Below are 24009 nucleotides of genomic sequence, written 5' to 3'. Positions count from 1 at the left end.
GCTTAGGTTGTCAAGATTAAAAGCAATTAATTTCGATCGAATAAATGGTAATTTCATACTAAGAAACAACCACATTCATCTAAAAACCGATTGCTTTAGATATTGACAAATTCATTCCCAAAGGGGATGAATCAGCCCTGCTTAAAAAGGGGGAGCAAGAGTCAAAGTCCCCCTTTTTAAGGGGGATTTAGCGGCGTTTTTATTCGGGGGGAACCCCGGAATAAAAAAACGACAAGACAGGGGGCTTTACAGCCTGCGATTGTAACAAATAAAACTTTTCAAACATCCTCTAACAATGCTGTCGGAATTCTAATCGTTGATGCCAATGATACTGCATCGGGATTAATTTCTCTGCGACTCCCTAACCTAAATGTGGCTGCCAGAGTCGATCGGCAATAGGGACAAACTGTTAATATAGCCATGCAGATGCTCGATCGATCGATCGAGATAAATATCGCTACCGTATAATTTACTCATCATAATCGCACCTTCGATTGAGGCTAACACGATCGTCGATACTTGTTCGTGGTTAGCGGTATCGATAATTTCACCTTGGCGAATGCCTAGCTCGACAATACTCGCAATCAACGCCATAATGCTGTTTACCGCCTCTTGGGCGTGCCTGCGGAGCAGGGGATGAGTGTCATCACTTTCTACCGCAGTGTTCAAAATCGGACAGCCACCTTCACCGATAGGCTGTGTGGTAAATCCCCGGAAACTATCGACAAAAGCGTGCAATCGATCGATTGACGTAGTCTGAGTGCTGACTTTGGCAATCGCCGCTGCTAAGATCGAGCCGAGTGTATGGTCGAAAGCCGCAACGGCAATCTCATCTTTACTTTTGAAGTGATTGTAGATGCCACCCTTTTGTAAACCCGTCAATTTCATCAGGTCATTGATGGAAGAACCAGCATAGCCATGTTTATTGAACAGAATGGCAGCTTTTTCGATGATTCTTTGCTTAGTGAGTTCGGCTTTTGACACTACAATCGAGCTAATTTCGATACTAAATATTACTGTACGATAATTAATACAGTCGTGTCAATCTCAACTTCGCGCTATGGAGTCGATGTGTGAAGAGAAATATTCCCCTAACTTAAAGCGATAAGATATCTGATTATACTTGACAAAACCGCCGAATTTCTTCCCAAATACAATCGATCTCATCGGTAAGCTGATGGTCGCTCTCCCACTCCAATAGCTCTACCCAGGGACGCGCGCGCACGAAATCTCGACTGGCAAAAATTGGAATGACATCATCATTAATACCATGAATAATTAGAGTCTGAAGGCAACGATCGATCGCAGCAAGAGGATATTTACGAGCGTCAAGAAGGAAATTGTAATGTAGGGGCGATACATCTTTGAGAGCATGATGATAAATTGATAAATATCCGGTATTTTGCCACGAACTTAACTGGAGATCGCCAATTTTTGGTAGCCAATGATGCAGAAAATCAAAGGCAGGTGCTAGTAGTACCAATCGTTCGACTTGAGGACGATCTTGAGCGATAATTGCTGAAATCCAACCGCCTAAACTCGAACCAATCAGGGTGACTGGCTCGCCATCTTTAGGAAATAAACTAACAACTTGCTCGATTTGCCGCGTCACAGTTAAATGTGTAAAATCGCCCTGATTGAGATCGGGAACTAATAACTCGATCCCGATGTTGGCAAAACATTTCTGAATGTATATAGCTTTAGTAGATCCAGGCCCAGACGAGAAACCATGTAAGTATATATACATAAGTGAGAAATCGAAGGAAGACGGAAATGATACTGTGCTAATTTAACAATCGATATAATTTTGGCATTACCAAACGCGATCTCTGGTAAAACTCCAGTGCAAAAGCACCAGAATCATACCTCACATTGGCAGTCCGATCGGTTCCAATCTGCTAACTTTCCTACCGATTTTGACGGCGTTGTTGCAGCAACTGTTGTAATTTAACCCGCTGTTCGGGAGTGAGAATCTCGCGAATGGCTAGCGTATTTTCAAAATTGCTGTCAGCAACTTCTTTCTGTAAAGATTGAACCTGCTGGCGTTTTTGACGGATTTGGTCGGAACTAGCACTTCCCTGGAGTAATTGTGTCAACTCCTGTTTGGCAGTTCGCAATGCTTGGCGGCGTTCTTTGGTTTTACCCTGAGAATTTTGCCGCACTTGTTGAAGCCGTCGGATCTGCTCTGGCGAGAGGTTGAGTTCTTTTACTAGGTTACCCACGCCGCCCGCTGGAATCTTTAATTCCCCATTGGTGACTCGATTATTTTGGGCTGTGAGCAGATCTGCTCGTGCGGGTAAAGTAGTGGTACCGATCGATAATAATATGGACGATAGCGTCAGAATCCGAAACCAAGACATAGGAGTTTGATTGAACTAGTTGTCTGTTAGACTGGGTGTCCAGATCAAAAGTTCACTCTCGTTCGCGTAGCGTCTCTGGAAGAGAATCGATCGAGATTTTGACTGGAGCCGCAAGCCCCAAATATGATGACGGAACCAGCCATTAATTGCGCCGATCCTCATCTTCACGGGCATTTTATCCCCAGATCGGTAACGCCAGATATCAATTACACTAGATCTAGAGCCATTAAATCGCTCGTCGATAACTGTTAATTTCTGATTATGTTTGACCAATTAGCCGAAAGTTTAGAATCAGCCTGGGTAAAGTTGCGTGGTAAGGACAAAATTAAGTCCTCCAATATTCAAGATGCCCTTAAAGAAGTTCGGCGCGCGCTGCTTTCGGCTGATGTAAACGTCCAAGTGGTCACCAATTTCGTTAAAGAAGTCGAAATTAAAGCCCAAGGTGCGAACGTAATTTCAGGAGTCCGTCCCGACCAACAGTTTATCAAAGTTGTCTACGACGAACTCGTTAAGACGATGGGGGAAACGAATAGTCCCCTGGCAAATGCGGCTCAAAAGCCCACCGTAATTCTGATGGCAGGTTTACAAGGTGCGGGTAAAACGACAGCTACTGCTAAACTCGCGCTGCATTTACGCAAAGAAAATCGTACCACCTTGATGGTAGCAACTGATATTTATCGTCCTGCGGCGATCGATCAATTAATGACCCTGGGCAAGCAAATCGACGTGCCCGTCTTTGAAATGGGGACGGATACCAATCCCGTCGAAATTGCCCGCCAAGGCATCGCCAAGGCGCGGGAACTGGGCGTAGATGTGGTAATTGTCGATACTGCCGGACGCTTGCAAATCGACGATCGGATGATGACCGAATTAGCTGATGTCAAAGCGGCCATTCAACCCGATGAAATTTTGCTGGTAGTAGACTCAGCCATCGGTCAGGAAGCGGCCAATGTCACCATGACATTTAACGATCGCATCGGCATTACAGGGGCGATCTTGACCAAATTAGATGGGGATACGCGCGGTGGTGCGGCTTTATCTGTCCGGGCGATTTCTGGCAAACCGATTAAATTTGTCGGTGTGGGTGAAAAAGTCGAAGCTCTCCAACCATTTTATCCAGAGCGGATGGCATCGCGGATTCTGGGCATGGGCGACGTACTGACGCTGGTAGAAAAAGCTCAGGAAGATTTTGATATTGCCGATGCTGCTAAATTAACCGAAAAAATCCTCGAAGCCAAATTCGACTTCAACGACTTCATCAAACAGATGCGGATGTTGAAAAATATGGGTTCCTTGGGCGGATTGATCAAAATGATTCCAGGGATGGGCAAACTCTCCGACGGACAGCTCAAACAAGGCGAAGACCAACTTAAAAAGGCTGAAGCCATGATTCAGTCGATGACTAAAGAAGAACGCGGTAATCCCGATTTACTCGCCAGTACTCCCAGCCGTCGCCGCCGGATTGCTAAAGGTTGCGGTTATGAGGAAGCTGATGTTAGTCGGCTGATTGCTGAATTTACCCGGATGCGGAGCATGATGCAACAGATGAGTATGGGCAATTTCCCCGGTATGGGTGGCGGACAACAACCGGGCGCGCGCGGCGGACAACCAGGCGCACCAGCTAAAGCCAAGAAAAAGAAAAAAGGATTTGGGACGTTATAAATATTCATGAATTGTCCCTACCTGAATTTCGGAGCCTAAACACCACCCAAAACACTCACTAATAAAGCCTTCTGAGCGTGCATTCGATTCTCCGCCTGATCCCAGACGCGAGAGCGAGTTCCTTCGAGTACGTCGTCGGTAATTTCTTCGCCGCGATGGGCGGGGAGACAATGCAGCACGATCGAGTTAGGATCGGTGAGGGTTAATAGTTCCTGATTGACTTGATAGGGCTGGAATACAGGCATCCTGGCATCGGATTCGGTTTCTTGTCCCATACTCGCCCAAACATCGGTGTAGACGACATGTGCCTGACTGACAGCCTCTTGTGGAGAGCGAGTGACGATGACTTGCGTGCCATTAATTGTGGCGATCGATCGAGCGCGATCGACTATCTGCGGATCTGGGGTAAAATTATCAGGGCAAGCGATCGCAATATCCATTCCCACCGTCGCACAACCGAGCATTAAAGAATGTGCCATATTATTCCCATCGCCTAAATAAGCCAGCTTCAACCCCGCCAACTGTCCGAAACATTCATGAATTGTCTGTAAATCTGCCAATACCTGACAAGGATGCTCTAAATCTGTCAGGGCATTAATAATCGGCATTCGAGCATATTTAGCAAAAGTTTCTACATCTGTCTGCTCGAAAGTCCGAACTGCTAGTACGTCTAGATACCGATCTAAAACCCTAGCTGTGTCCGCTAATGGCTCCCCACGACCGATTTGCATCGCGCCGATATTCAGGTCGATTACTTGCCCGCCTAGCTGGCTCATGGCGGCAAAAAAGCTCACTCGCGTCCGAGTCGAAGCTTTGTAAAATAGCAGTCCCAAGGTTTTTTGGCAAACAGGCCTAATTTTACCTTGTTTGAGATCGGTGGCAAGTTGCAACAGCGCGAGCGTCTCTTGGGTACTCAGATCTGTCATGCTCAATAAATCCCGACCTGTTAAGCCACTCATGCGATCGACCCTCAAACTATATATTAATCGAGCAGGAAAGGGATAATTTTAGCATATGAGTAAGTTGCAAATCGACGATTTCCCAAAGGGAAGGCTCTATCAACGAGTTAACCGAGCAGGAATTTGCGATCGTGAAGATTAAAGCGGAGCCGAATCGTGGTTTTTAAAAATAAAACTGTTGTAACCTGCATTCTGTCGTCAACAGCCTGACAGCGATTCTCCAGGCGAGCGGGCTTTCCGCCAACGACGCACTCAAATAGTCCAAGAGTTTGAACACGAGCATACTGTTAACCGAACCGGATTGTACTCGTCCGCGTCGCGATCCTGATGACGTTTTGATATAATTGGGACAGATGCCAACAGATTTGCCCTGTCACTACGACGGATATGAACAGAAGAAGACCGAATCGTTACGAAGATGATTATGACGATTACGACGATTACGAGCCTAAAAATCTCCCGCCAGAAAAAGCTGGGAAGAAGTCTGGGGGCAAATCGATGTTTGATTGGGCAAAAATCGCCGTAGCATCAGCAATTCTGATCGTTGGGATCGGGATTGGCGTAGCGTTTAGCTCTACAGCTACCCTCGATCCGCAAAACGTCGCTTCTCGCGATTTTATCGATCGAGCCGCACCCAACCCCGAATTGTGCGTTAATTATGGTGCCAGTGCGATGGTCATGGATGCGCGGTTATTCGTCACGCTCAGTCCGTTTAAAGTCTATGTATCTCAGCCGAAAATGACTCCTGGCTGCGTGATGCGAACCAATAACTGGTCGATTTTGGAGCAGCGGAAGCTGATTAATGGCGATCAAGTGCGCGAATGCAAGCAGAAGATGAACACGTTTGGATTTACGGGTGCGCTGGAATCATCGCCACAAATTAACTGTATTTATCAAAACGATAGTGCCCAAAATCTGTTCCTGAATCAACCAGGTGGTACAGTTGCACCGCCAGCAGCAGGTACGGAGCAATTCTAAGCTCATTCTAAATATAACCCGATCGATCTCGCTGCGAGACCATCCTGCAAACCCCCAAGGATGCGGGGGGCTTTAAAAGTCCCCCGCATCCTTGGGGGATTTAGCGGCGGTTTTATTCTGGGGGAACCCCGTGACGTAAAAAACCGACAAGACAGCGGCGGTTTTATGTCTAGGGTTTCCCCCGTTGGCGCAGCCTCTGTCTTGACTAAAACACTCTGGCGAGAGGGAACCTCCGCGTGATTTCAGTCGCTCCGACAGGAGATATAAAAAAACAACAAGACAGGGGGATTCAAGCCCACTTCGCTTATTTCTAGAGATGTGTATACACGGTATCCCCTATTCCCTATCCCCTGACTAATGTCCTCAATGCAATCATTCGATCCCAACAGCTATTATCCATCCAACACCGAGTCCTTTCTAACGATCGAACAGGTAGTGAAGGCATATCCCAAGCCAGATGGCAGTCCGTCTCTCGTCCTCGATGGCATTAATATGACGATCGGCAAGCAAGAATATGTCTCAGTGATCGGTCACTCTGGCTGTGGAAAATCCACCCTGATCCGGATTGTGGCGGGGCTAGAGCAAGCCACATCGGGTTTAGTCACGCTAGAGGGTAAAGCAATTCGCAAACCTGGAGCGGAGCGGATGATGGTGTTTCAAGGCTATGCCCTGCTACCGTGGCTCACCGTCCGCGAAAATATTCGCATGGCAGTAGATGAAGTGTCCAAAACTGCCACTAAAGCCGATAGGATCTCGATCGTCAATGAACACATCGACATGGTGAAATTAACGGCTGCTGCCGATAAATATCCCGACGAACTTTCAGGCGGGATGAAGCAACGGGTAGGGGTCGCCCGCGCCCTAGCCACCCGTCCTAAGATGCTCCTGCTAGATGAACCATTTGGCGCGCTCGATGCCCTGACTCGCCCGAAATTGCAACAAGATGTCCTCGAAATTTGGGGACAGTCGCCCCAGGCAGTGATGATGATTACCCATGATGTGGATGAAGCAATCTTTATGTCCGATCGGGTGGTGATGATGACCAATGGCCCTGGTGCTAAGATTGGTAAAATTTTAGATATTCCGCTGCCCCGTCCGCGCGATCTCCATGAACTGCGAGAATCAAAAGACTATTACGAACTCCGCAATCAGGCTTTGGATTTTCTGGAGCGATATCAATAGACTTCCTGCGAAAGTCAGGCTTTAAGCTTTTGATTTTTAGCGGTAGACGCTCCGAATTGAGGAAACCCAAGTACTTCTCAAAGGCTGATGTAGTCGATCGACAGGTGTTAGTAACGAATCTAGATGCGACCGATTATTCTCAAGTACAGTGGCGATTTTTGGACTCAATTTACCACTAATAGTGAGGTGAGATAAGGTGCGATTGTTAGTTAAAGCATCGGCTAATAAATCTTGACATCGATCGTCTAATTTGACTCTGGATAGATTGAGGTGCGATAAGGTGTTGTTGGTAGTTAAATAATTAGAGATCGCAGCTATTCCGCTTGCGGTAATTGTATTAGGTATCGCACCCAAAACTTGAGTAGATGGACTGTAACCTAAATCTAATCTTGTTAAATTCGGCATATGTTCGATCGCCGACAAGAGCAGTTCGCAACCGCGATCGGTAATGCCATTACTAGCTAATCCTAATTCGGTTAGAGTATGATTGGTTGCTAAAGCATCGGCTAATATTTCTATGCCGCGATCGCCTAAATGATTGACATTCAGGAACAGTGCCTCGATGGACGAATTAGATTTTAATAAATCTGCCAGTAAATAAGCATCATCTGAATCGAGATCGTTACCACCTAAATACAACCGTTTCACCGTGCGATTTGTTTTTATTAAAGCATCGGCAATCGCTTTTAATCCGACTTTGCCAATCCGAGTATGGACTAAATCGATAATTTGAATACCAGTATTAGTCTGCAACATTTTGGCAATGTGTTCGGCACCCTCAACCCCGATCGGATTGCGTTTGAGCCATAATCCCGTTACTGCTGAATTATCTGTTAGCGATTTACTTAAAGTTTCAATCCCAGCACCAGAGATAGCATTGCAACCTAAATAAACTACTTCTAAGTTTTCATTACGATCGATTAATTGAGCAATTGACTTCACCCCAGTATCACCAATTCCATTCGTACCTAATAATAAACTGGCGATTGTCGTATTAGTTTCTAAAGTTTTAGCAAGAATTTCGCATCCCGTCACGCCGAGATTTTGTTTACACATATCTAACCGTCCATCTGGCATTAATGTCCCAACTGGGAAGGTTCTCTGTTCGGTAATATGTGGATTGGTTGCTAGATATGCTAACAATGGTGTTAATTCATTCAAGACATCCGACGTAGTTTCGATCGGTTGTGGCTGCGGACAATGCAATGGTGAATCTATCATTTAAATTTTGGATTATAAATCTGTAGGGGCGGGTTTATGCTTTCAATATCGATTCCACAATAAAATTCAATCAAACCCGCCCTCCCTTCCTCATAATTAAATTGAATGTTGTTAATTACCAGGGATAAGGAAAATAATCCTTGAGAAAATGACCAAATAACGGTATTTCTGGTAAGTTAATACCAGTCGCGATCGGATCGTAAACTCGCACCATCCCATCGATAACATCTAATGGTGGATAAAAATCTTGTTCTTTTTCCATGCGTTGACTTTTAGGATAAGGATTTTCATTAGTAATCCAACCCGTATCGACACTATTCATAAAAATATTGGCTTCTGCATAGTCAGCCGCCGATGTGCGCGTCATCATATTTAGGGCTGCTTTTGCCATATTAGTATGTGGATGATATGTGGTTTTATGTTTGCGATCGAACTGTCCTTCCATCGCCGAAACATTGATAATAAATCGCCTGTCGAATGTCGATCGCGTTAATAGTGGTTTGAGCCTGCTATTAATTAAAAAAGGTGCGATCGCGTTAATTAATTGGACTTCTAATAACTCTGGCGTACTCACCGCATCGAGCTTTAAAGCCCAACTATTAATCGGACGTAAATCTAATTGTTGTCCATCGCGATCGAATGTTCGATCGGGAAAATACATCTGACTGGAATGCAGTAATTCTGCTCGATAATTAGATCGAGTTTCGAGTAACGCTGTTTGGATATCTCCATCGACAGGAATTAAAGCTTTAACCGCCCCAGATAACTCTTCCTGCTCTAATAAATGCTTGTAGAATTCTAACGGACGCTTGACAGTTTGACAGGCATTATTAATTAAAATATCTAAAGCCGATTCTCGTGCTAGTAAGTATTCGATAAACCCTTCTAAAGATTTGAGATCTCGCAAATCCAACCCGTGAATCTGCAATCGATCGCCCCATTCATTAAAATCTGGCTCTAAACTATAACGCCGCGCGCAATCTTGGGGAAATCTGGTCGTAATAATCACCCGCGCACCATCTTGTAATAGTCGCAAACTTAATTGATAACCAATCTTAATTCTACCACCCGTAATTAAGGCAACTCTACCAGTTAAATCTGCTCGTTGCGAACGTTTTTGATAATTAAAGTCTGCACATTTTGGGCAAAGTAAATGATAGAAAGAATGAACTTGTTGGTAAGCTTGTTTACAGACATAACAAGATATCGACTGTTGCGAACGTGGCTGTTGGGTGGCTGGTAATAGAGCGCGATCTAATTCGGGATGCTGAGATCGCACTAATAATGTATTCTCTCTCGTCTGACGATCTTCGATCTTTCTTTCCGTGCGATCGTGTTTGCGAGAATATTTACGCCCTTGTTTATGAATTTTAGCAATTAAACCTTTAATCCGATCGTGATTCGCGATTGACTCTGGATCGTCAGCAATCTGTTGCAAAACTTCCAAACAAATTTCTAATCGTTCCGGTGAAATATTATTCATCTTTGAGAGAATGCCTGAGAACTCAATTCTGTTCCGCTTAAATCCTAGAAATCCCCCCTAACCCCCCTTTTTAAGGCTACCCTGTATACACAAGACAGGGGGATTTAGATCTACGATCCACATCAAAAAACCTTTTCAGATATCCTCTGAGGAATCAATTATTGTTTAGACGATCTATAAGATCGACCCCTTGCGGGGTGGAAACTGGAAGGAGTCGAACCTTCAGCAACCAGCTTTGAAAGGCTGGAGTTCTTCCATTTGAACTACAGTTCCCATGAATTGGTGGAAACTGGAAGGAATCGAACCTTCATCCTTCTGCTTGCAAAGCAGACGCTCTTCCATTTAAAGCTACAATTCCCGTAGGTTGTTGGGAATTAGGAGGACTTGAACCTCCAACCTTCCGATCCGTAGTCGGAAGCTCTTCCATTTGAGCTACAATTCCCCCGATTTAGTGCTGGGAAGGATCGGAGTTGAACCGTCAACCTCGCGCGTGACATGCGCGCGCTCTTCCACTTGAGCTACATCCCAGCCTATTGAATTTAGCGCAATTCAGACTATTGTTTGGCAAATTTTGAAGTATTATCGATCGTTATTAACAAAACGATATTTTTCGTAACCCGTCTGTAATAATCGATCGAACTAGTAAAGTGGGAGTTTTTAGCGAATGTTAGTGCCATCGTCGCTCCAAAATATTCCTAATTTTCGATGCGTTTACCATTACCCCAATGTCTATTAATTCTTAATTTCCGAAGAATTACCGACTAATTTACCCCGTAATTGTTTGATACGATCGCGTAATGTTGCTGCTTTTTCAAACTCTAATCCCTTGGCGGCTACTTTCATTTCGGCTTCTAGTTGGACGATTGCATCGGGAATTTGTTCGAGCGATAATTCATCGACGTGGGCGATAACTGTTTCCAATTGTTGGGCATTCAATCGACGAGAGAGATCGAGAAATTGGAGGATGGAGTTATTACCTGTTTTGACGATCGAATATGGCGTGATATTATTTACTTTATTGTGTGCTGATTGAATCCCGCGTCTCCGGTCGGTTTCATCGATCGCCGCAGTCATGCTGTCAGTCATTTTATCAGCATATAATATCGCTTGTCCGCGAATGTGTCGAGCCGCTCGTCCGATTGTTTGAATTAGCGATCGCGTCGAACGTAAGAAACCTTCTTTATCGGCATCGAGAATTGCGACTAAAGACACCTCCGGTAAGTCTAACCCTTCCCGTAATAAGTTCACCCCAATTAATACATCAAATTCACCATTGCGAAGACCTTGAATAATTTCAATTCGTTCGATCGATTGAATTTCTGAATGAAGATATTTTACCCGCACGCTGCGTTCGTGAAAATATTCGGTCAGATCTTCTGCCATTCGTTTAGTTAAAGTCGTAATCAACACGCGCTCTTTAAGTTTGACTCGATCGCGAATTTCACCTAATAGATCGTCTACTTGTCCCTCCGTCGGACGCACGAATATTTCCGGATCGATTACGCCCGTCGGACGGATGATTTGTTGGGCAATGCGATCTTCTGAGAGTTCCATTTCCCAGACTCCAGGAGTCGCAGAAACGAAAATACATTGGTTCACCTTCTCCCAGAATTCATCAGCCTTTAACGGGCGATTATCAGCCGCACTGGGCAAGCGGAAACCATGATCGATCAGGACGGTTTTTCTAGCCCTGTCGCCATTATACATGCCCCGAATTTGCGGCACGGTCACATGCGATTCATCGACTACCAATAACCAATCATCATCGAAATAATCTAACAAACATTCGGGCGGATCGCCAGCATTTCGCCGTGCTAAATGGCGCGAATAATTTTCGACCCCATTACAGAAACCGACTTCTCGCAGCATTTCCAAATCGTAGCGCGTCCGTTGGTCGATGCGTTGGGCTTCAATTAATTTACCATTAGTTTCTAACTCCACAATCCGTTTTTTCAACTCTTCATCGATATCATTACAAGCATCCTGTAACGTATCTTCAGGTGTGACAAAGTGCCGCGCTGGATAGATATTCAAACCACCAACTGTATTGAGAATTTCCCCCGTCACCGGATCGACATAGCGAATTGCTTCAATTTCATCACCAAAAAATTCCACCCGCACGATCCGATCTTCGTAAGCAGGGCCGATTTCTACCACATCTCCGCGTACCCGAAAATTACCGCGTTTTAAGTCGATATCATTGCGACTATATTGCACCGAAACTAACTGTTTCAACATCTCCCGCTGGTCGATTTCCATTCCCACTTTGAGCGAAATTGCCGCCTTGAGATATTCGGCAGGCGTACCCAAACCATAGATACAACTAATCGATGCGACCACAATTACATGCCGATGCTCGAATAACGATCGCGTTGCCGAATGTCGTAACATATCGATCTCTTCATTAATTGCCGATGCTTTTTCAATAAAAGTATCGCTGACGGCAATATACGCTTCCGGCTGATAATAATCGTAATAAGAAACAAAATACTCGACAGCATTATGCGGGAAAAATTGCCGGAGTTCGTTGCATAATTGCGCCGCTAATGTTTTATTATGAGCTAATACTAATGTCGGTTTCTGATGCTGCGCGATCGTCGCTGCGATCGTAAAGGTTTTACCCGTACCCGTCGCACCGAGAAGGGTCTGAAACCGCTGTTGAGATTCTAACCCAGCCACAAGCTGCGCGATCGCCGCAGGTTGATCGCCAGTCGGTTTAAATGGTGCTTCTAGCTTAAATTCATTATCGTCCATGCCGCTTATCACCACCAGTTACATAGAACAAAAGACCAAATTACCAAAAATCGGTCGTTACATTCTAGCGCAGTTTGATGATAAAGGGGTAATTGTGTACCAGGCGTATCGCTCCGAAATCGGGCATTTTGCAGCGACTCACGGCTACTTTGGCGGCGACCGTTTCAGCCTGACGCGGATGAGCTGGATTAAGCCTAATTTCCTCTGGATGATGTATCGCTCCGGTTGGGGACAGAAGGATGGTCAGGATGTCGTTTTAGCGGTGAAGATTAAGCGTGAAGCCTTCGATCTAATCTTGGCTAATGCCGTCCGTTCTAGTTACAACCCCGATCTCTACCCCACCGAAAAAGACTGGAAACGCGCCGTAAGTAATTCTCACGTCAGATTGCAATGGGATCCCGACCATAGCCCGACTGGGGGAAAATTAGAGCGCAAAGCGATTCAATTGGGTTTGCGGGGGGAAATGCTGGAGTTATATGCGAGGGAGTGGATAATCTCGATTGAGGATATCTCTGAATTTGTTTGGGAGCAGCAGCAAAATCTGGTAGATTTCGATCGATTAATCGTACCGAGTGAGACGGTTTATCCCGTCACAGATGCAAAAGTCGCAGCACAACTGCAATTATCGAGCTACTACATCCCAGCCTGTTGAATTTAGCTTAATTGAAATTATTATTTTGGAAATATTGAGAGGGTGTCTGAAAAGCGTAGATCTAAATCCCCCCAACCCCCTTAAAAAGCGGATGCGCGTTCGTCGGGTCTCCCGACGGATTAGCGCACCAAGCAGGGGGAGAAAGAGTCAAAGTCCCCCTTTTTAAGGGGGATTTAGCGGCTCCCGCACGCCTTTGTTCCCCGACGGTTTAGGGAGACAAGACAGGGGGATTGACAACCTACGATAGAAGCCAATAAGACTTTTCAGACACCCTCTGAAGTATTATCGATCGTTTTTAACAAAACGAGATTTTTTGTAACCCGCATGTAATAATCGCTTGTTGAATTGACGATCGACTAGAGTCGCGATCGCAAGATACAATTTAAGTAGCATTGCTATTAATCTGCCTAAATTTAGGTCATCGCACTCATGTCTCCCTCACTAGACGATTTTACCACCCTAGAACTGGCTCAAGCCCTCGCAGAACGGCTGCGAATTGCCGAAACAGATTGGCACAGGCTCAAATCTAATCGTCCCGCACGCGCGAAGGAACAGGCGGCTGCGGCGTTGGTATTTTTACTTAAAGATAACCCCGATGAGGCGTTAGCGCGATTTTCGCAAGCGGTGGGCTGGTTGGATAAGTCGATTTCGGCTCCGCCTTGTCCCTCGCATGGAGATCGTCTCGTTCGTCAGCAGACAGTGGCGAACGATATCCGTTCGTAGTTAACTATTGTCTCTTATCTCCAAACTCCAAACTCCCATCTCCGAACTTATTTAAGTACGAGCTTGCATAATTATCAAAACCAATACCAATCAACAACGAGATGGAAGTAAATTAGAGAATGCAATCGATCGTCATAACGATCGAATATCGACACGTTAGTTCTAGGTGACGATATCGATGCTAGCCTAAGTTATTGACATAACTGTTTGCAATATTGCGAACGGTATACATTCAACAATTTAGACTTAAAATGAGACTGAGAGTAATAATTTCTGTGGCGATTGCTAGTTTATTATGTTTGACGTTGGTACAATTTAATGCTGTAGCAATTACCGATTCCATAGTTTACGAACGATCGCAGCAATCGCAAATCAACTTTTTAGCACCCCTCAAAACTCTCGTCAATATCGATTCGGGGACTGGCGATTTGCAAGGCTTGACTAAAGTTGAAAATATAGTCATCGATCGACTCAAATCGATCGGTGCAGATGTTAAAACTATCGATGCCAAACCGAGTGCGGGGCGGAATGTTATTGCGACAATTAAAGGTACTGGCAAAGGTAAAATTCTGCTACTCGCCCATACCGATACTGTATTTAAGCAAGGCGGCGCGTTGGCCAGTCCATTTAAAATTGCTAATGGCAGAGCCTATGGGCTGGGAATTATGGATGATAAAGGTATCATTCTATTAGGCATCGAAGCACTCAGGATTTTGAAAGATGTGAATTTCAAGAATTTCGGTACCATTACTTTTTTAATTAATCCAGATGAAGAGAAAGGCTCATTAGGTTCGCGAGAATTAATTAAAGCAACAGCCAAAAAACACGATGTCGCATTAGTATTAGAATTTGGATCGCCGCAAGATAAAGTTACCTCATGGCGCAAAGGCATCGGGTATTATGGCATCGAAGTCAAAGGACGTAAAGCTCATGCCGGAGCCGAGCCAGAAAAAGGCTGCAACGCTCTCTTAGAAGCAGCTCACCAAACCCTGCAAATGAGCAAACTCGGCGACCCTAAAAAGCAAACGACAGTTAATTTTACCGTCCTCAATACAGGCGACAATACACCCAATACGATTCCAGATTTTGCAAAAGTCCAAGCAGATGTCCGAGTCCTCGAAGCCCAAGAATATACTCGCCTAGAACGCGATTTTACGCAATTTTCGCAGCAGAAACTATTACCCTGTACGCAAATTAAAGTAATTGCCGAAAAAGGTCGTCCGCCGTTTCCAGCCAATCCCCAGACAGATGCATTGGTCAAAAAAGCTCAAGCCATTTATCAAACCATCGGTCTCAAATTGGGCGTAGAAGGTAGCGGCGGCGGTACGGATGGGAATTATGCCGCAGCAGTCGGTACGACCACGTTAGATGCCCTGGGATTGGTCGGTGGGGGCGCACATACCAAGGATGAATATATCGAGATCGATCGCATTGCCCCTAGAATTTATTTATTAACCAAGCTATTGATAGATTTAGGGAATGGGGAATAGTAGATATAGCAATCTTGATTGAGAAGCTATCCGATCTTTTTTCTTTCTCTGCGCTCTCTGTCTTGATTTGTTAAACCGTCGGGGAACCCGACGAGCACAAATCGCTGCGCCTCTGCGGTTAAAATAAAATAGTGTTTCGGTACAAATCCAAAATCCAAAATGGTATGAGATTTCTATTTCCTAGTAATTATTTCAAACCCCAACGAGTAGATTCAGCATACACAGAGCAATGCGATCGGCTGCACAAAAGTGGCTTCGATACTTCGGTCATTTCTTTAGAAAATTTAAGTTTGGGCGCGTCTAAAATTTATCCCCCACCACATCCAGACGAAAAGCTAATTTATCGAGGTTGGATGATTTCGCCCGATGAGCATTCATTATTAGTTAATGCTGTCAGAAACACTGGTGCAGATTTATGGATCGATCGCGATGAATATCTCAGTACTCATTATTTACCCAATTGGTATCCATTACTGCAAGATCTCACGCCAGAAACTTATTGGTTTAACGTCGATGCCGATTTAAATCGTGAATTAATTAAGTTGGGATGGAACAAGTTTTTTATTAAAGATTATGTAAAATCTCTCAAAACATCGATCGGCTCGATAATTAAAGATCCTTCAGAGATCGGGCAAGTTGTCGCCGAAATGCACAAGTTTCGCGGCACGATCGAAGGTGGTATTTGTGTGAGAAAAGTTGAAGATTTTATTACCGAAACCGAGCAACGTTACTTTATTATTAACGGTCGCGCTTTTGCTGCATCAACCGCTACAAAAATTCCAGACATAGTAAAAGTATGTGCCAGCAGAATTAATAGTAAGTTTTTTTCGGTAGATATTATCGATCGCATCGATGGTTGTCAAAGAGTTGTGGAAATTGGCGACGGTCAAGTTTCGGGTTTAGTGGGTTGGAGTGTCGAGCGATTTACCGATATCTGGGCTGAATCTTTTCTGGATATTTTTACTCTAACTAGCGATCGTGTGCTATTGTCTAGCTCTAAAACTCCCCTCCTCGGAGGGGTGCCCGTAGGGCGGGGTGGGTAAGATCTACGCTTTAACCGTCCGATTTCGATCGAGCATCGCCGATCGAATCAAACTACTTTGCTCTAACTTTATAGTAGTTGAGATGTGGTTTGTGGGTAGCGGAGATCGACCCACCCCGCCTTTCAGGCACCCCTCCGAGGAGGGGATTTACATGCGGGTATTTTTTAGCTATTGAGCTATTGATTCAAAATTTGATTGGCTAATTTAGGCTCGGCGCGTCCGCCAGTTTCCTTCATCATTTGACCGACAAAGAAGCCTAAAAGCTTGGTTTTTCCAGCTTTATATTGTTCTAACTCTTTCGGATTAGCCGCCAGAATTGTATCGACAATTTTCGCCAATTCTGCCGGATCGGAAATCGAAATTAAGCCTTTACTTTCGACTAACTTTTGTACCGAACCGCCACTCTCAAATAATTCAGGGAGAATTTCTTTAGCAATTTTGCCATTAATTGTCCCTTTATCGATCAGTCCGATTAATTCGGCTAAAACAGTCGGTGTCAGGGCGATTTCGGTAATGCCGACTTTTTGCGTTTTCAGATAGGCGGTAATGTCACCCATCACCCAGTTAGCCGCTTGCTTGATATCTGCACCCGCAGCAATTGTGGCTTCGAGATATTCGGCAACAGATCGATCGTCGGTCAAGACTCGCGTATCATAGGCGGATAAGCCTAATTCTGTTTGATAGCGGTGGCGTTTTTCAACTGGTAATTCGGGTAATTCTGCTTTCCATGCTGCTTTTTGACTGTCTGCCAAAATCATTGGTGTCAGATCTGGTTCGGGGAAATAACGATAGTCGCTCGAACCTTCTTTGCTCCGCATACTAATCGTGCGTTGCGTGCCTTCTTCCCATAATCTAGTTTCTTGGAAAATTGGCTCGTTATTACCAATCGCGGCAATCTGTCTTTCGATTTCGTAATCGATCGCGCGGTGAATGGCACTAAAGGAGTTCATATTCTTGATCTCCACCTTAACCCCAAACTCGACCCGACCCACAGGACGCACGGAAATATTTACATCGCACCGGAGGGAGCCTTCTTGCATATTCCCATCGCCTACGCCCAGATAGCGGATGATCCGGCGAATTTCTTGGGCGTATTCAGCCGCTTCAATGCCAGTCCGAAGATCGGGTTCGGAGACAATTTCGCATAAAGGTACGCCAGTCCGATTGTAATCTACCAGCGAGTGAGTGGAGCCAGATAACCGGTCGCTACCGCCATGCACGAGCTTACCCGCATCTTCTTCCATGTGCATCCGGGTGATGCCGATTTTCTTGCGAGTAGCAACGCCAGCATCATCGAGAATTTCGATTTCTACCCAACCATGCTCGGCAATGGGAAGATCGAATTGGGTGATTTGGTAGTTTTTGGGTAAGTCGGGATAAAAATATTGCTTGCGATCGAACTTACTATAAGCCGCAATCTGACAATTAAGAGCCAAACCCGCTTTCACAGCATACTCATATACCTTCTCATTCAGTACTGGCAGCACTCCTGGCATTGCCGTACAGACAGGGCAAATATTGTGGTTGGGAATCGCACCAAATTCGGTAGAACAGTTACAAAAAATCTTGGTAGCAGTATTGAGTTGACAGTGAGTTTCTAACCCAATTACGGCTTCATACTGGATTTTAGTCGGGGTAGCTACGGTCATGCGGCTATAAAAATTAGTGTAGAGCGATATCTATTTACATTGTATCGCCCAACTATCCATCATTCAGCAGGTAGTAGCGACAAAATTTGGTAAGGACGTTTGCCCCAATAACTTCCCGGTGCAAAACTGGCTTCTTTTACACCAGTACTAGATTGCGCGCCGATAAATTTTTTCGACTTCACATCGGTAATAATGCCCATATGTACGGAGGCACCTTTGACAGAAGTAAAGATAATAACATCACCGACGATTGGCAATTTGGTAGGCGAGAAATCAGGATCGCGTAAATACTCATCCGCCATCCGATAATCGTAGCCTTCAAACACCCGATTATAAACGGCATAGACAAAATGGGAGCAGTCAACGCCATTTTTATCTTTACCCCCATATCGATAGCGGGTACCTCGCCAAGATTTAGCTTCAGCCGCCACAGTAGTCAGATCTTCTGATGTTAATAACTCGTCAGCATAATTTGTGGTATTGGCACTAGCAGGCAAAATTGCCGCATAAATCACCACAGCACAGACTAGAATTTTTCGGTACATAAGTATCTCGATCGCATAGTAGATGGTGTTTCCCACCCGACGACGACGTACTTAATGTTTGACAGGAACAAACACTATCGAGTTCCTAACTTTAAATTAGCGCGATCGGGTGGATTTAAAACTGTTGCACTCTTACAGTTAAATTACCCACATTTATGACGATTTCGATCGTTCATCGATTTTCCCAGATCTACACCGCTATTTTATACTCGACGACATCAAGCAATTTTGGATTTTGGATTGAAAATTATCTCCCCCAGTCTCCTTTGTCCCCCAGTCCCGTCCCGTCACTTCTGAGTCCGAAAGCTGTAGAAAGCGTAAATATCAAAGAGCGCGCCGACGAATCCGCACACTATCCCGATGGTTAACATCCCTTGGAAGGCACAGCCGCCGCCAAAGGTATCGAGGAAAGCTAGTAACATGTTAGTGGTAATTTGCCCGATCTCGCTGATGCCTGGAATGCAAGTTAGCAACCAAGTTCCAGCCAGCGAGCCAGATACGATCGAGATCGGTGCGAAAAAACTCAAGATCGTAGCCAGAGATAGAGAACGTAGTAAGTTTGATGACACGATCGTAAAACCTCACCCGCCTAGTGGCTGAAAGAACTATCTTGGAAAAAGTGCTCTACTTGGGGAAACCCCAAGACTGCACTTTCCGCTGTCTTGAAAAGGTGCTCTACTTGGGGAAACCCCAAGACCGGATTTTCCGCTGTCTGATAAGTTGCACCAGATCTAGCACATCCACATATCATAAATTAGGAATCTGTCGATACTCTAAATCTGTGAGAAATCTTAAAATATCATTAAACTTTTTGACGATCGCGTAAAAAATTACATCTGGTGCGTACAACCCAGACCGAATCTGGGATTTACCGATCGCGCTTCGTAGGTGACGATCGCGATGGCGATCCTCAAGATCGCGCATTTTAATGCACGTTTGTGTACCTTAAACCGTTATTCAGCCGCCTTTTCCTGCTTCACCTCGATGGCTGAGTGTCGATCGAACTCTTGTTAACGAGATCGCAAACAGACCGTTACAATTAAGTAAGGAATACAAACAACCTCCCAATTTATGAGAGAGTCAATGAGACTCTTCTCACAAAGTTTTGTGAAGATTGGGGTAATCTTGAAGCATAGCAACGCGCAACTTTTTACAGAACTACCTTGACGATCGTAGGCAACTACCAGACTCGTACATCCAACGCCATGGGGAACCAACACTCACCACAGGATACCAATTTACTGCGGCAAGTCTTTACTAACATTCAGCCCGATAGTTGTCCGAAACACTACAATTTTCACATGCACACCCATTGCTCGGATGGGAAACTGACCCCCGAAGATCTGATGGTGCAAGCTGTTGAAATCGGCTTGCAGGGGATAGCAATTACCGATCATCATAGTGTGGCTGGTTATTTTCGCGCCCAGCAATGGCTGGAAACACAAGCAATCGACTCGCTGCAATTGTGGACGGGAATTGAAATTACGGCGTATCTACCCCCCGTGGACGTACATATCCTGGGCTATGGCTTCGATCCTCTCGATCCGAATCTGGCTCCCTATCTGACAGGAAGAGAACCCAGAGGCGCGGATGCTCGCGCCGAACGTGTCATCGCCGCGCTGCATCATGCGGGTGCAATTGTCGTATTAGCACACCCTTCTCGGTACCGTCGCTCTCCCGAAGAACTCATTCCTACAGCGGTATCGTTGGGAATCGATGGTGTCGAGACTTATTATGCTTACAATAATCCCAATCCTTGGATTCCTAGTTTCGAGCAGACGGAAACCGTCAAACGCTTAGGAAATAGTTACAATTTGCTGCACACTTGCGGTACCGATACTCACGGGTTGAATTTATTGCAGCGGTTGTAGGTTGATTGACGCAAAAACATAGGTGCTTGCCACTAATCTCTTCAGTCCATAGCCTAGCAAAGTTATGAGTGCTGGATCGATACAACGTACTAAATTTAACAGCAGTATCCGTACGGGAGATCGCGACGATCGGATGAAAATGGCTGAGTCTCAAGGACGATTGTCAGCGACTGAGATCGTTGCGAGTAACAGATCGCGAGCCGATCGAACCCCAGCTACGTAAAAACGCTAATTGCCAATCCGATCGCGATTGTTTATGATAGTTTACTAGGGATATTATACCTCTATTGAATTAGATGTCTTTAAATTCGACTAAGCCTTTCAATGGTCAAGCTTCAAGTATGGATGCAAACTCTATACGTGGATTGCTCGAAATGACACAGCCACAAGATCCAGATACCGAAAGATTGGAACTCAGAGCGGACAATGACGCTAGTCATGGGTTGTCAATTCCGCTAACGCTGACTTTACCAACCGTTGGTGGAGCCGCTCACTTAGAGAGTCGGAGCGACTTACCCTCAGAAGATATTCGGGTAGCCGCACTCAAAGCCACTCTAGAGCGACATCGCGGCGAACGCCAAATCGTTTTATTACAAGATTTTCCCGATCCTGATGCTTTATCTGGTGCGTGGGCATATCAACTCATTGCAAAGCAGTATGGGATTAATTGCGATCTAGTTTATGCTGGTGCCCTCAGCCATCAAGAAAACATCGCCCTCGTCAAACTGACAGGACTACCGACTAAAAAGATTTCCACTGCCAACCTTAAAGACAAAGACTTAGCCAACTATCAAGGCTGCGTCTTAATCGATAACCAAGGTACCACCTGTCAACTCTTAGAACCAGTCCGTCAAGCAGGCATCCCGATCGTCGTTATTATCGACCATCATAGCCTCCAAGAAGATCTCAACGCCGAATTTGTCGATATTCGTCCTTCCACTCGCGCCACCGCCACCATCCTCACCCAATACCTGCAAGCCGGATTGCTCAAGCTCGATAGCAGTATCAGCGAACATGTCAAATGTGCCACCGCACTGATGCACGGTTTACGTTCCGATACCAATCGCCTGATGCAAGCGCAGGAAGAAGACTTTCTCGCCGCTGGTTACCTGAGCCGCTTTTATGACGCACAGTTACTCAACGCCGTCCTTCAAGTATACCGATCGAAACGAGTCATGGAAGTGATTCAACGATCGCTCACCAATCGGGTGGTACAAAATAACTTCTCGATCGCGGGTGTCGGCTACTTACGCTACGAAGATCGCGATGCGATTCCCCAAGCCGCTGACTTTTTAGTCACCGAAGAAAACGTCCACACGGCGGTTGTATACGGCATCGTCCGCGATGAGGATGATGAAGTCGAATTAGTGATTGGATCGCTCCGTACGTCCAAATTAACCCTCGATCCTGACGAATTTATCAAGGAAGCATTCGGTAAAAATAGCGAAGGACGATTTTTCGGTGGCGGACGGTTCACCGCTGGCGGATTCGAGATTCCCGTCGGGTTCTTGTGCGGGTTTAATGACAACACCGAATTTTCTAAAATGAAGTGGGAAGTCTTCGACAACCAAATCAAGCAGAAGTTACTCAGATTAGTCAATCCAACAGACAGTTATTAACTTAACGATCCCGTTTGGCATAAGCTGTCAGACATTTAAATCACATACTAGATTTTTTGAAAGCGGGGAGGGGGGAGCGGGGAGCGGGGAGCGAAAAGTGCGTTCTTGGGCGCGAGCTTTGTGGGGGAAGCTTCCCTCACAAAGCTCGCTTGGTTCCCCCTGCTTGGGTATGGGTCACGGATGGGGAACCCATCCGACCCAACTCCGCAAGTAGAGCACCATTTCAAGAGAAGAGGTAAGTAAATTAAATGACTAACAGCTTAGATAAAATGCGATTTTCTGTCAGTATTTTTCTTGTCTTGGATGAAACCACCCTGCAAACCCACTTGGAAAGGGGGTTGGGTGATTTACCCACTACAAACGGAGCAATCAAACTTTCCGAACATCCTCATTAGGTAAAGAAAAAGGATTGGGGCGCGTTGGCACGAATTTCAAAGCTGTTGAGATAGCCAACCGGATCGCTCGGATCGAAGGATTTGCCATCGATAAAAGCGGTACTCGGTTCGATCTTATAATCCTCTGCCGGACATTCAATGCCCATCTCGGCGGCAATTTCGCGATACAAGTCCGTTCTCCAGGCTTGACGAGCGATCTCCTCCGCGTTTTTGGGGAATTCGGCGATCTGCCCCCAGCGGGCTGCCTGGGTCATCAGCCACAGGCTTTGCGACTGCCACATGAAGGTGGAGTGGTCGTGGGGAATCGTCGCACTGGGCAGATCGAAGAACAGGGTTGTCTCTGGGCTATTGGTAATCCGGGGCTGGTTGTCAAATCCGCCGTAGTTGAAGTTGCCCACTATGCCAGGGCGCGTATATTTGATATTTGCGCCAGTAAAAGAGCGTTGGGAAATAATGGTGGCGACTTCTTCCCGATTGGCAGGATTGCCGCAATATTGACAGGCTTCGATCGTCGCTTTGACTAGCGATCGATAGGTCTTGGGATAGTCCTCAATGAATGATTCTCGCACGGCGAGGACGCGATCGGGGTGTCCCTGCCAGATTTCTCGCCCCTGAATAAAAGTAAAGCCAATCCCTTCATTCCCCGCAATGGCGCGGGTATTCCACGGTTCAGCCACCATATAAGCTTGCATCGCGCCGATCCGCGTATTGCTGACCATTTGCGGCGGTGGTGTAATAATCAGCCGCAGTTGCTTCAAAGGGTCGATGCCCACTGCTGCCACCAAATAGCGGATAAAGTATTCGTAGATCGAAGAACTCAGCACCACCGCCCAAACCCGCTCGTCGATGGGCGATTTTTCCCAATAGTTCCGCAAATCGCGACCAAACGCATCCAAATTTCCGCCATAGGTGTGCCAGGGTCTAACCCCACCCTCCCAGAGTTGACGATTCATCGTCAGGGCATTGCCGTGGCGGTGAATCGTCATCGCAGCGCACAGGGGATAGCGTCGTGCCCCTTCGGCCCCCGTGCGGGCATTGGTGACAGCCCCAGACACTACGGGAGAAGCATCCAATCGCCCAAATATAATCCCATCGCGGGAATTGCCCCAGCTCGCTTCCCGACTAAGAGTGACATTTAATCCATATTTACGAAAGAAGCCTTTTTCCCAAGCGACAGCGAATGGAGCGCAATCATTGACGGGCACATAGCCCACCGTCAGGTTGGGCTTCTCTAGACTGGCAGGGTCGATAATTGGCTGCATTGCCAGAGCTGCTGCTGTCAACCCCACTGGATTGCGCGAGAACTGTTGACTACAGCTAGAAAATGCGATCGCGGAAGTAGCAGCACCCATCCCTTGCAGTAAAGCTCGCCTAGTCCACAGTGTCTCCATCAGAGTCTCCAAAGTTCATAAGAACATTACAT

At 45.8% G+C, this 24009-nt stretch carries 24 protein-coding genes and 4 tRNA genes; 12 read left to right on the top strand and 16 right to left on the bottom strand.

Features of this window, described 5'->3' with window-relative positions; translation table 11 throughout:
• Positions 1-366 precede the first annotated feature (366 nt).
• The 3 genes from RMO79_RS04600 to RMO79_RS04590 form a co-directional block, all read right to left on the bottom strand.
• The gene (locus RMO79_RS04600; protein WP_310481885.1) at positions 367-984 is read right to left on the bottom strand and encodes a TetR/AcrR family transcriptional regulator; all 618 of its coding nucleotides are present in this window, start codon (positions 982-984) and stop codon (positions 367-369) included.
• A 133-nt stretch (positions 985-1117) separates the two neighbouring features.
• Positions 1118-1747, bottom strand: a complete 630-nt coding sequence (locus RMO79_RS04595; RefSeq protein ID WP_310481884.1) for a YqiA/YcfP family alpha/beta fold hydrolase — start codon at positions 1745-1747, stop codon at positions 1118-1120.
• A gap of 160 nt (positions 1748-1907) precedes the next feature.
• The gene (locus tag RMO79_RS04590) at positions 1908-2360 is read right to left on the bottom strand and encodes a periplasmic heavy metal sensor (protein ID WP_310481883.1); all 453 of its coding nucleotides are present in this window, start codon (positions 2358-2360) and stop codon (positions 1908-1910) included.
• 123 nt (positions 2361-2483) lie between these two features.
• Here RMO79_RS04590 and RMO79_RS04585 point away from each other — a divergent pair, with 123 nt between their 5' ends.
• The gene (locus tag RMO79_RS04585) at positions 2484-2612 is read left to right on the top strand and encodes a hypothetical protein (RefSeq protein WP_310481882.1); all 129 of its coding nucleotides are present in this window, start codon (positions 2484-2486) and stop codon (positions 2610-2612) included.
• A gap of 9 nt (positions 2613-2621) precedes the next feature.
• Positions 2622-4022, top strand: a complete 1401-nt coding sequence (gene ffh, locus RMO79_RS04580; RefSeq protein ID WP_310481881.1) for a signal recognition particle protein — start codon at positions 2622-2624, stop codon at positions 4020-4022.
• Positions 4023-4057: 35 nt separating this feature from the next.
• On the opposite strand, the gene argF is transcribed toward ffh, so the two are convergent.
• Positions 4058-4981, bottom strand: a complete 924-nt coding sequence (argF, locus tag RMO79_RS04575; protein WP_310481880.1) for an ornithine carbamoyltransferase — start codon at positions 4979-4981, stop codon at positions 4058-4060.
• Between the two features lie 387 nt (positions 4982-5368).
• Between argF and RMO79_RS04570 the strand changes: the two genes are divergently transcribed.
• Together RMO79_RS04570 and RMO79_RS04565 are read left to right on the top strand one after the other, a co-directional pair.
• Positions 5369-5959: a DUF3172 domain-containing protein gene (locus RMO79_RS04570; RefSeq protein ID WP_310481879.1), complete on the top strand. Its 591-nt coding sequence runs from the start codon at positions 5369-5371 to the stop codon at positions 5957-5959.
• Between the two features lie 357 nt (positions 5960-6316).
• Positions 6317-7141: an ABC transporter ATP-binding protein gene (locus tag RMO79_RS04565; RefSeq protein ID WP_310481878.1), complete on the top strand. Its 825-nt coding sequence runs from the start codon at positions 6317-6319 to the stop codon at positions 7139-7141.
• A 36-nt stretch (positions 7142-7177) separates the two neighbouring features.
• Here the strand turns inward: RMO79_RS04565 and RMO79_RS04560 are convergent, their stop codons facing one another.
• The 7 genes from RMO79_RS04560 to uvrB all read right to left on the bottom strand — a co-directional run bounded on the left by RMO79_RS04560 (position 7178) and on the right by uvrB (position 12599).
• Positions 7178-8362 (bottom strand): hypothetical protein, encoded by a 1185-nt coding sequence (locus RMO79_RS04560; RefSeq protein WP_310481877.1) that lies wholly within the window; start codon positions 8360-8362, stop codon positions 7178-7180.
• A gap of 115 nt (positions 8363-8477) precedes the next feature.
• Complete coding sequence (locus RMO79_RS04555) at positions 8478-9845, bottom strand: SDR family oxidoreductase (RefSeq protein ID WP_310481876.1); 1368 nt, start codon at positions 9843-9845, stop codon at positions 8478-8480.
• Between the two features lie 199 nt (positions 9846-10044).
• Positions 10045-10118 (bottom strand) — tRNA-OTHER (locus RMO79_RS04550).
• Positions 10119-10129: 11 nt separating this feature from the next.
• Positions 10130-10203 (bottom strand) — tRNA-Ala (locus RMO79_RS04545).
• A gap of 11 nt (positions 10204-10214) precedes the next feature.
• Positions 10215-10287, bottom strand: a tRNA-Arg gene (locus RMO79_RS04540).
• A 12-nt stretch (positions 10288-10299) separates the two neighbouring features.
• Positions 10300-10373 (bottom strand) — tRNA-Asp (locus RMO79_RS04535).
• Positions 10374-10577: 204 nt separating this feature from the next.
• Positions 10578-12599, bottom strand: coding sequence for an excinuclease ABC subunit UvrB (gene uvrB, locus RMO79_RS04530; protein ID WP_310481875.1), 2022 nt, complete (start codon positions 12597-12599; stop codon positions 10578-10580).
• Between uvrB and RMO79_RS04525 the strand changes: the two genes are divergently transcribed.
• From RMO79_RS04525 to RMO79_RS04510, 4 genes are all read left to right on the top strand, one after another.
• The gene (locus RMO79_RS04525; protein WP_310481874.1) at positions 12598-13251 is read left to right on the top strand and encodes a DUF4291 domain-containing protein; all 654 of its coding nucleotides are present in this window, start codon (positions 12598-12600) and stop codon (positions 13249-13251) included. The two genes, uvrB and RMO79_RS04525, sit on opposite strands and share 2 nt — an antisense overlap.
• 429 nt (positions 13252-13680) lie before the next feature.
• A complete protein-coding gene (locus tag RMO79_RS04520) occupies positions 13681-13974 on the top strand; it encodes a DUF6439 family protein (RefSeq protein ID WP_310481873.1) in 294 nt (97 codons plus the stop codon).
• Between the two features lie 275 nt (positions 13975-14249).
• Positions 14250-15464 (top strand): glutamate carboxypeptidase, encoded by a 1215-nt coding sequence (locus tag RMO79_RS04515; RefSeq protein WP_310481872.1) that lies wholly within the window; start codon positions 14250-14252, stop codon positions 15462-15464.
• A 164-nt stretch (positions 15465-15628) separates the two neighbouring features.
• A complete protein-coding gene (locus RMO79_RS04510; protein WP_310481871.1) occupies positions 15629-16507 on the top strand; it encodes an ATP-grasp domain-containing protein in 879 nt (292 codons plus the stop codon).
• A gap of 176 nt (positions 16508-16683) precedes the next feature.
• Here the strand turns inward: RMO79_RS04510 and gatB are convergent, their stop codons facing one another.
• The 4 genes from gatB to RMO79_RS04490 all read right to left on the bottom strand — a co-directional run bounded on the left by gatB (position 16684) and on the right by RMO79_RS04490 (position 19625).
• Positions 16684-18156: an Asp-tRNA(Asn)/Glu-tRNA(Gln) amidotransferase subunit GatB gene (gene gatB, locus RMO79_RS04505; protein WP_310481870.1), complete on the bottom strand. Its 1473-nt coding sequence runs from the start codon at positions 18154-18156 to the stop codon at positions 16684-16686.
• A gap of 59 nt (positions 18157-18215) precedes the next feature.
• Positions 18216-18701, bottom strand: a complete 486-nt coding sequence (locus RMO79_RS04500) for an NlpC/P60 family protein (RefSeq protein ID WP_310481869.1) — start codon at positions 18699-18701, stop codon at positions 18216-18218.
• Between the two features lie 287 nt (positions 18702-18988).
• Complete coding sequence (locus RMO79_RS04495; protein WP_310481868.1) at positions 18989-19270, bottom strand: hypothetical protein; 282 nt, start codon at positions 19268-19270, stop codon at positions 18989-18991.
• A 178-nt stretch (positions 19271-19448) separates the two neighbouring features.
• Positions 19449-19625: a hypothetical protein gene (locus tag RMO79_RS04490; protein WP_310481867.1), complete on the bottom strand. Its 177-nt coding sequence runs from the start codon at positions 19623-19625 to the stop codon at positions 19449-19451.
• 281 nt (positions 19626-19906) lie between these two features.
• Here RMO79_RS04490 and RMO79_RS04485 point away from each other — a divergent pair, with 281 nt between their 5' ends.
• From RMO79_RS04485 to RMO79_RS04470, 4 genes are all read left to right on the top strand, one after another.
• Positions 19907-20572, top strand: coding sequence for a PHP domain-containing protein (locus tag RMO79_RS04485; protein WP_310481866.1), 666 nt, complete (start codon positions 19907-19909; stop codon positions 20570-20572).
• Positions 20573-20636: 64 nt separating this feature from the next.
• On the top strand, positions 20637-20795 hold the full coding sequence (locus RMO79_RS04480) for a hypothetical protein (protein ID WP_310481865.1): 159 nt from the start codon (positions 20637-20639) through the stop codon (positions 20793-20795).
• A gap of 151 nt (positions 20796-20946) precedes the next feature.
• Complete coding sequence (locus RMO79_RS04475) at positions 20947-22191, top strand: bifunctional oligoribonuclease/PAP phosphatase NrnA (RefSeq protein WP_396136519.1); 1245 nt, start codon at positions 20947-20949, stop codon at positions 22189-22191.
• Between the two features lie 248 nt (positions 22192-22439).
• Positions 22440-22586 carry a hypothetical protein gene (locus RMO79_RS04470; RefSeq protein ID WP_310481863.1) on the top strand — a complete coding sequence of 49 codons (147 nt, stop codon included), beginning with the start codon at positions 22440-22442 and terminating at the stop codon, positions 22584-22586.
• Here the strand turns inward: RMO79_RS04470 and RMO79_RS04465 are convergent.
• The gene (locus RMO79_RS04465; protein ID WP_310481862.1) at positions 22583-23977 is read right to left on the bottom strand and encodes a CmpA/NrtA family ABC transporter substrate-binding protein; all 1395 of its coding nucleotides are present in this window, start codon (positions 23975-23977) and stop codon (positions 22583-22585) included. The genes RMO79_RS04470 and RMO79_RS04465 overlap by 4 nt on opposite strands.
• Between the last annotated feature and the right edge of the window lie 32 nt (positions 23978-24009).

This window comes from Chamaesiphon sp. VAR_48_metabat_403, assembly GCF_031422475.1.
In the GTDB taxonomy this organism is placed as follows: Bacteria; Cyanobacteriota; Cyanobacteriia; order Cyanobacteriales; family Chamaesiphonaceae; genus Chamaesiphon.
The sequence above is the reverse complement of the archived record's forward strand: the minus strand, read 5'-3'. Positions and strand labels throughout refer to the sequence as shown.

Coding starts and splice junctions, on each gene's coding strand:
- RMO79_RS04570 (WP_310481879.1), top strand. CDS start 5,369: ATGAACAGAAGAAGACCGAATCGTTACGAAGATGATTATGACGATTAC.
- RMO79_RS04490 (WP_310481867.1), bottom strand. CDS start 19,625: ATGCGCGATCTTGAGGATCGCCATCGCGATCGTCACCTACGAAGCGCG.
- gatB (WP_310481870.1), bottom strand. CDS start 18,156: ATGACCGTAGCTACCCCGACTAAAATCCAGTATGAAGCCGTAATTGGG.
- uvrB (WP_310481875.1), bottom strand. CDS start 12,599: ATGGACGATAATGAATTTAAGCTAGAAGCACCATTTAAACCGACTGGC.
- RMO79_RS04480 (WP_310481865.1), top strand. CDS start 20,637: ATGAGTGCTGGATCGATACAACGTACTAAATTTAACAGCAGTATCCGT.
- argF (WP_310481880.1), bottom strand. CDS start 4,981: ATGAGTGGCTTAACAGGTCGGGATTTATTGAGCATGACAGATCTGAGT.
- RMO79_RS04555 (WP_310481876.1), bottom strand. CDS start 9,845: ATGAATAATATTTCACCGGAACGATTAGAAATTTGTTTGGAAGTTTTG.
- RMO79_RS04485 (WP_310481866.1), top strand. CDS start 19,907: ATGGGGAACCAACACTCACCACAGGATACCAATTTACTGCGGCAAGTC.
- RMO79_RS04590 (WP_310481883.1), bottom strand. CDS start 2,360: ATGTCTTGGTTTCGGATTCTGACGCTATCGTCCATATTATTATCGATC.
- RMO79_RS04565 (WP_310481878.1), top strand. CDS start 6,317: ATGTCCTCAATGCAATCATTCGATCCCAACAGCTATTATCCATCCAAC.
- RMO79_RS04510 (WP_310481871.1), top strand. CDS start 15,629: ATGAGATTTCTATTTCCTAGTAATTATTTCAAACCCCAACGAGTAGAT.
- ffh (WP_310481881.1), top strand. CDS start 2,622: ATGTTTGACCAATTAGCCGAAAGTTTAGAATCAGCCTGGGTAAAGTTG.
- RMO79_RS04560 (WP_310481877.1), bottom strand. CDS start 8,362: ATGATAGATTCACCATTGCATTGTCCGCAGCCACAACCGATCGAAACT.
- RMO79_RS04500 (WP_310481869.1), bottom strand. CDS start 18,701: ATGTACCGAAAAATTCTAGTCTGTGCTGTGGTGATTTATGCGGCAATT.
- RMO79_RS04475 (WP_396136519.1), top strand. CDS start 20,947: ATGACACAGCCACAAGATCCAGATACCGAAAGATTGGAACTCAGAGCG.
- RMO79_RS04525 (WP_310481874.1), top strand. CDS start 12,598: ATGCCGCTTATCACCACCAGTTACATAGAACAAAAGACCAAATTACCA.
- RMO79_RS04520 (WP_310481873.1), top strand. CDS start 13,681: ATGTCTCCCTCACTAGACGATTTTACCACCCTAGAACTGGCTCAAGCC.
- RMO79_RS04585 (WP_310481882.1), top strand. CDS start 2,484: ATGATGACGGAACCAGCCATTAATTGCGCCGATCCTCATCTTCACGGG.
- RMO79_RS04465 (WP_310481862.1), bottom strand. CDS start 23,977: ATGGAGACACTGTGGACTAGGCGAGCTTTACTGCAAGGGATGGGTGCT.
- RMO79_RS04595 (WP_310481884.1), bottom strand. CDS start 1,747: ATGTATATATACTTACATGGTTTCTCGTCTGGGCCTGGATCTACTAAA.
- RMO79_RS04470 (WP_310481863.1), top strand. CDS start 22,440: ATGACTAACAGCTTAGATAAAATGCGATTTTCTGTCAGTATTTTTCTT.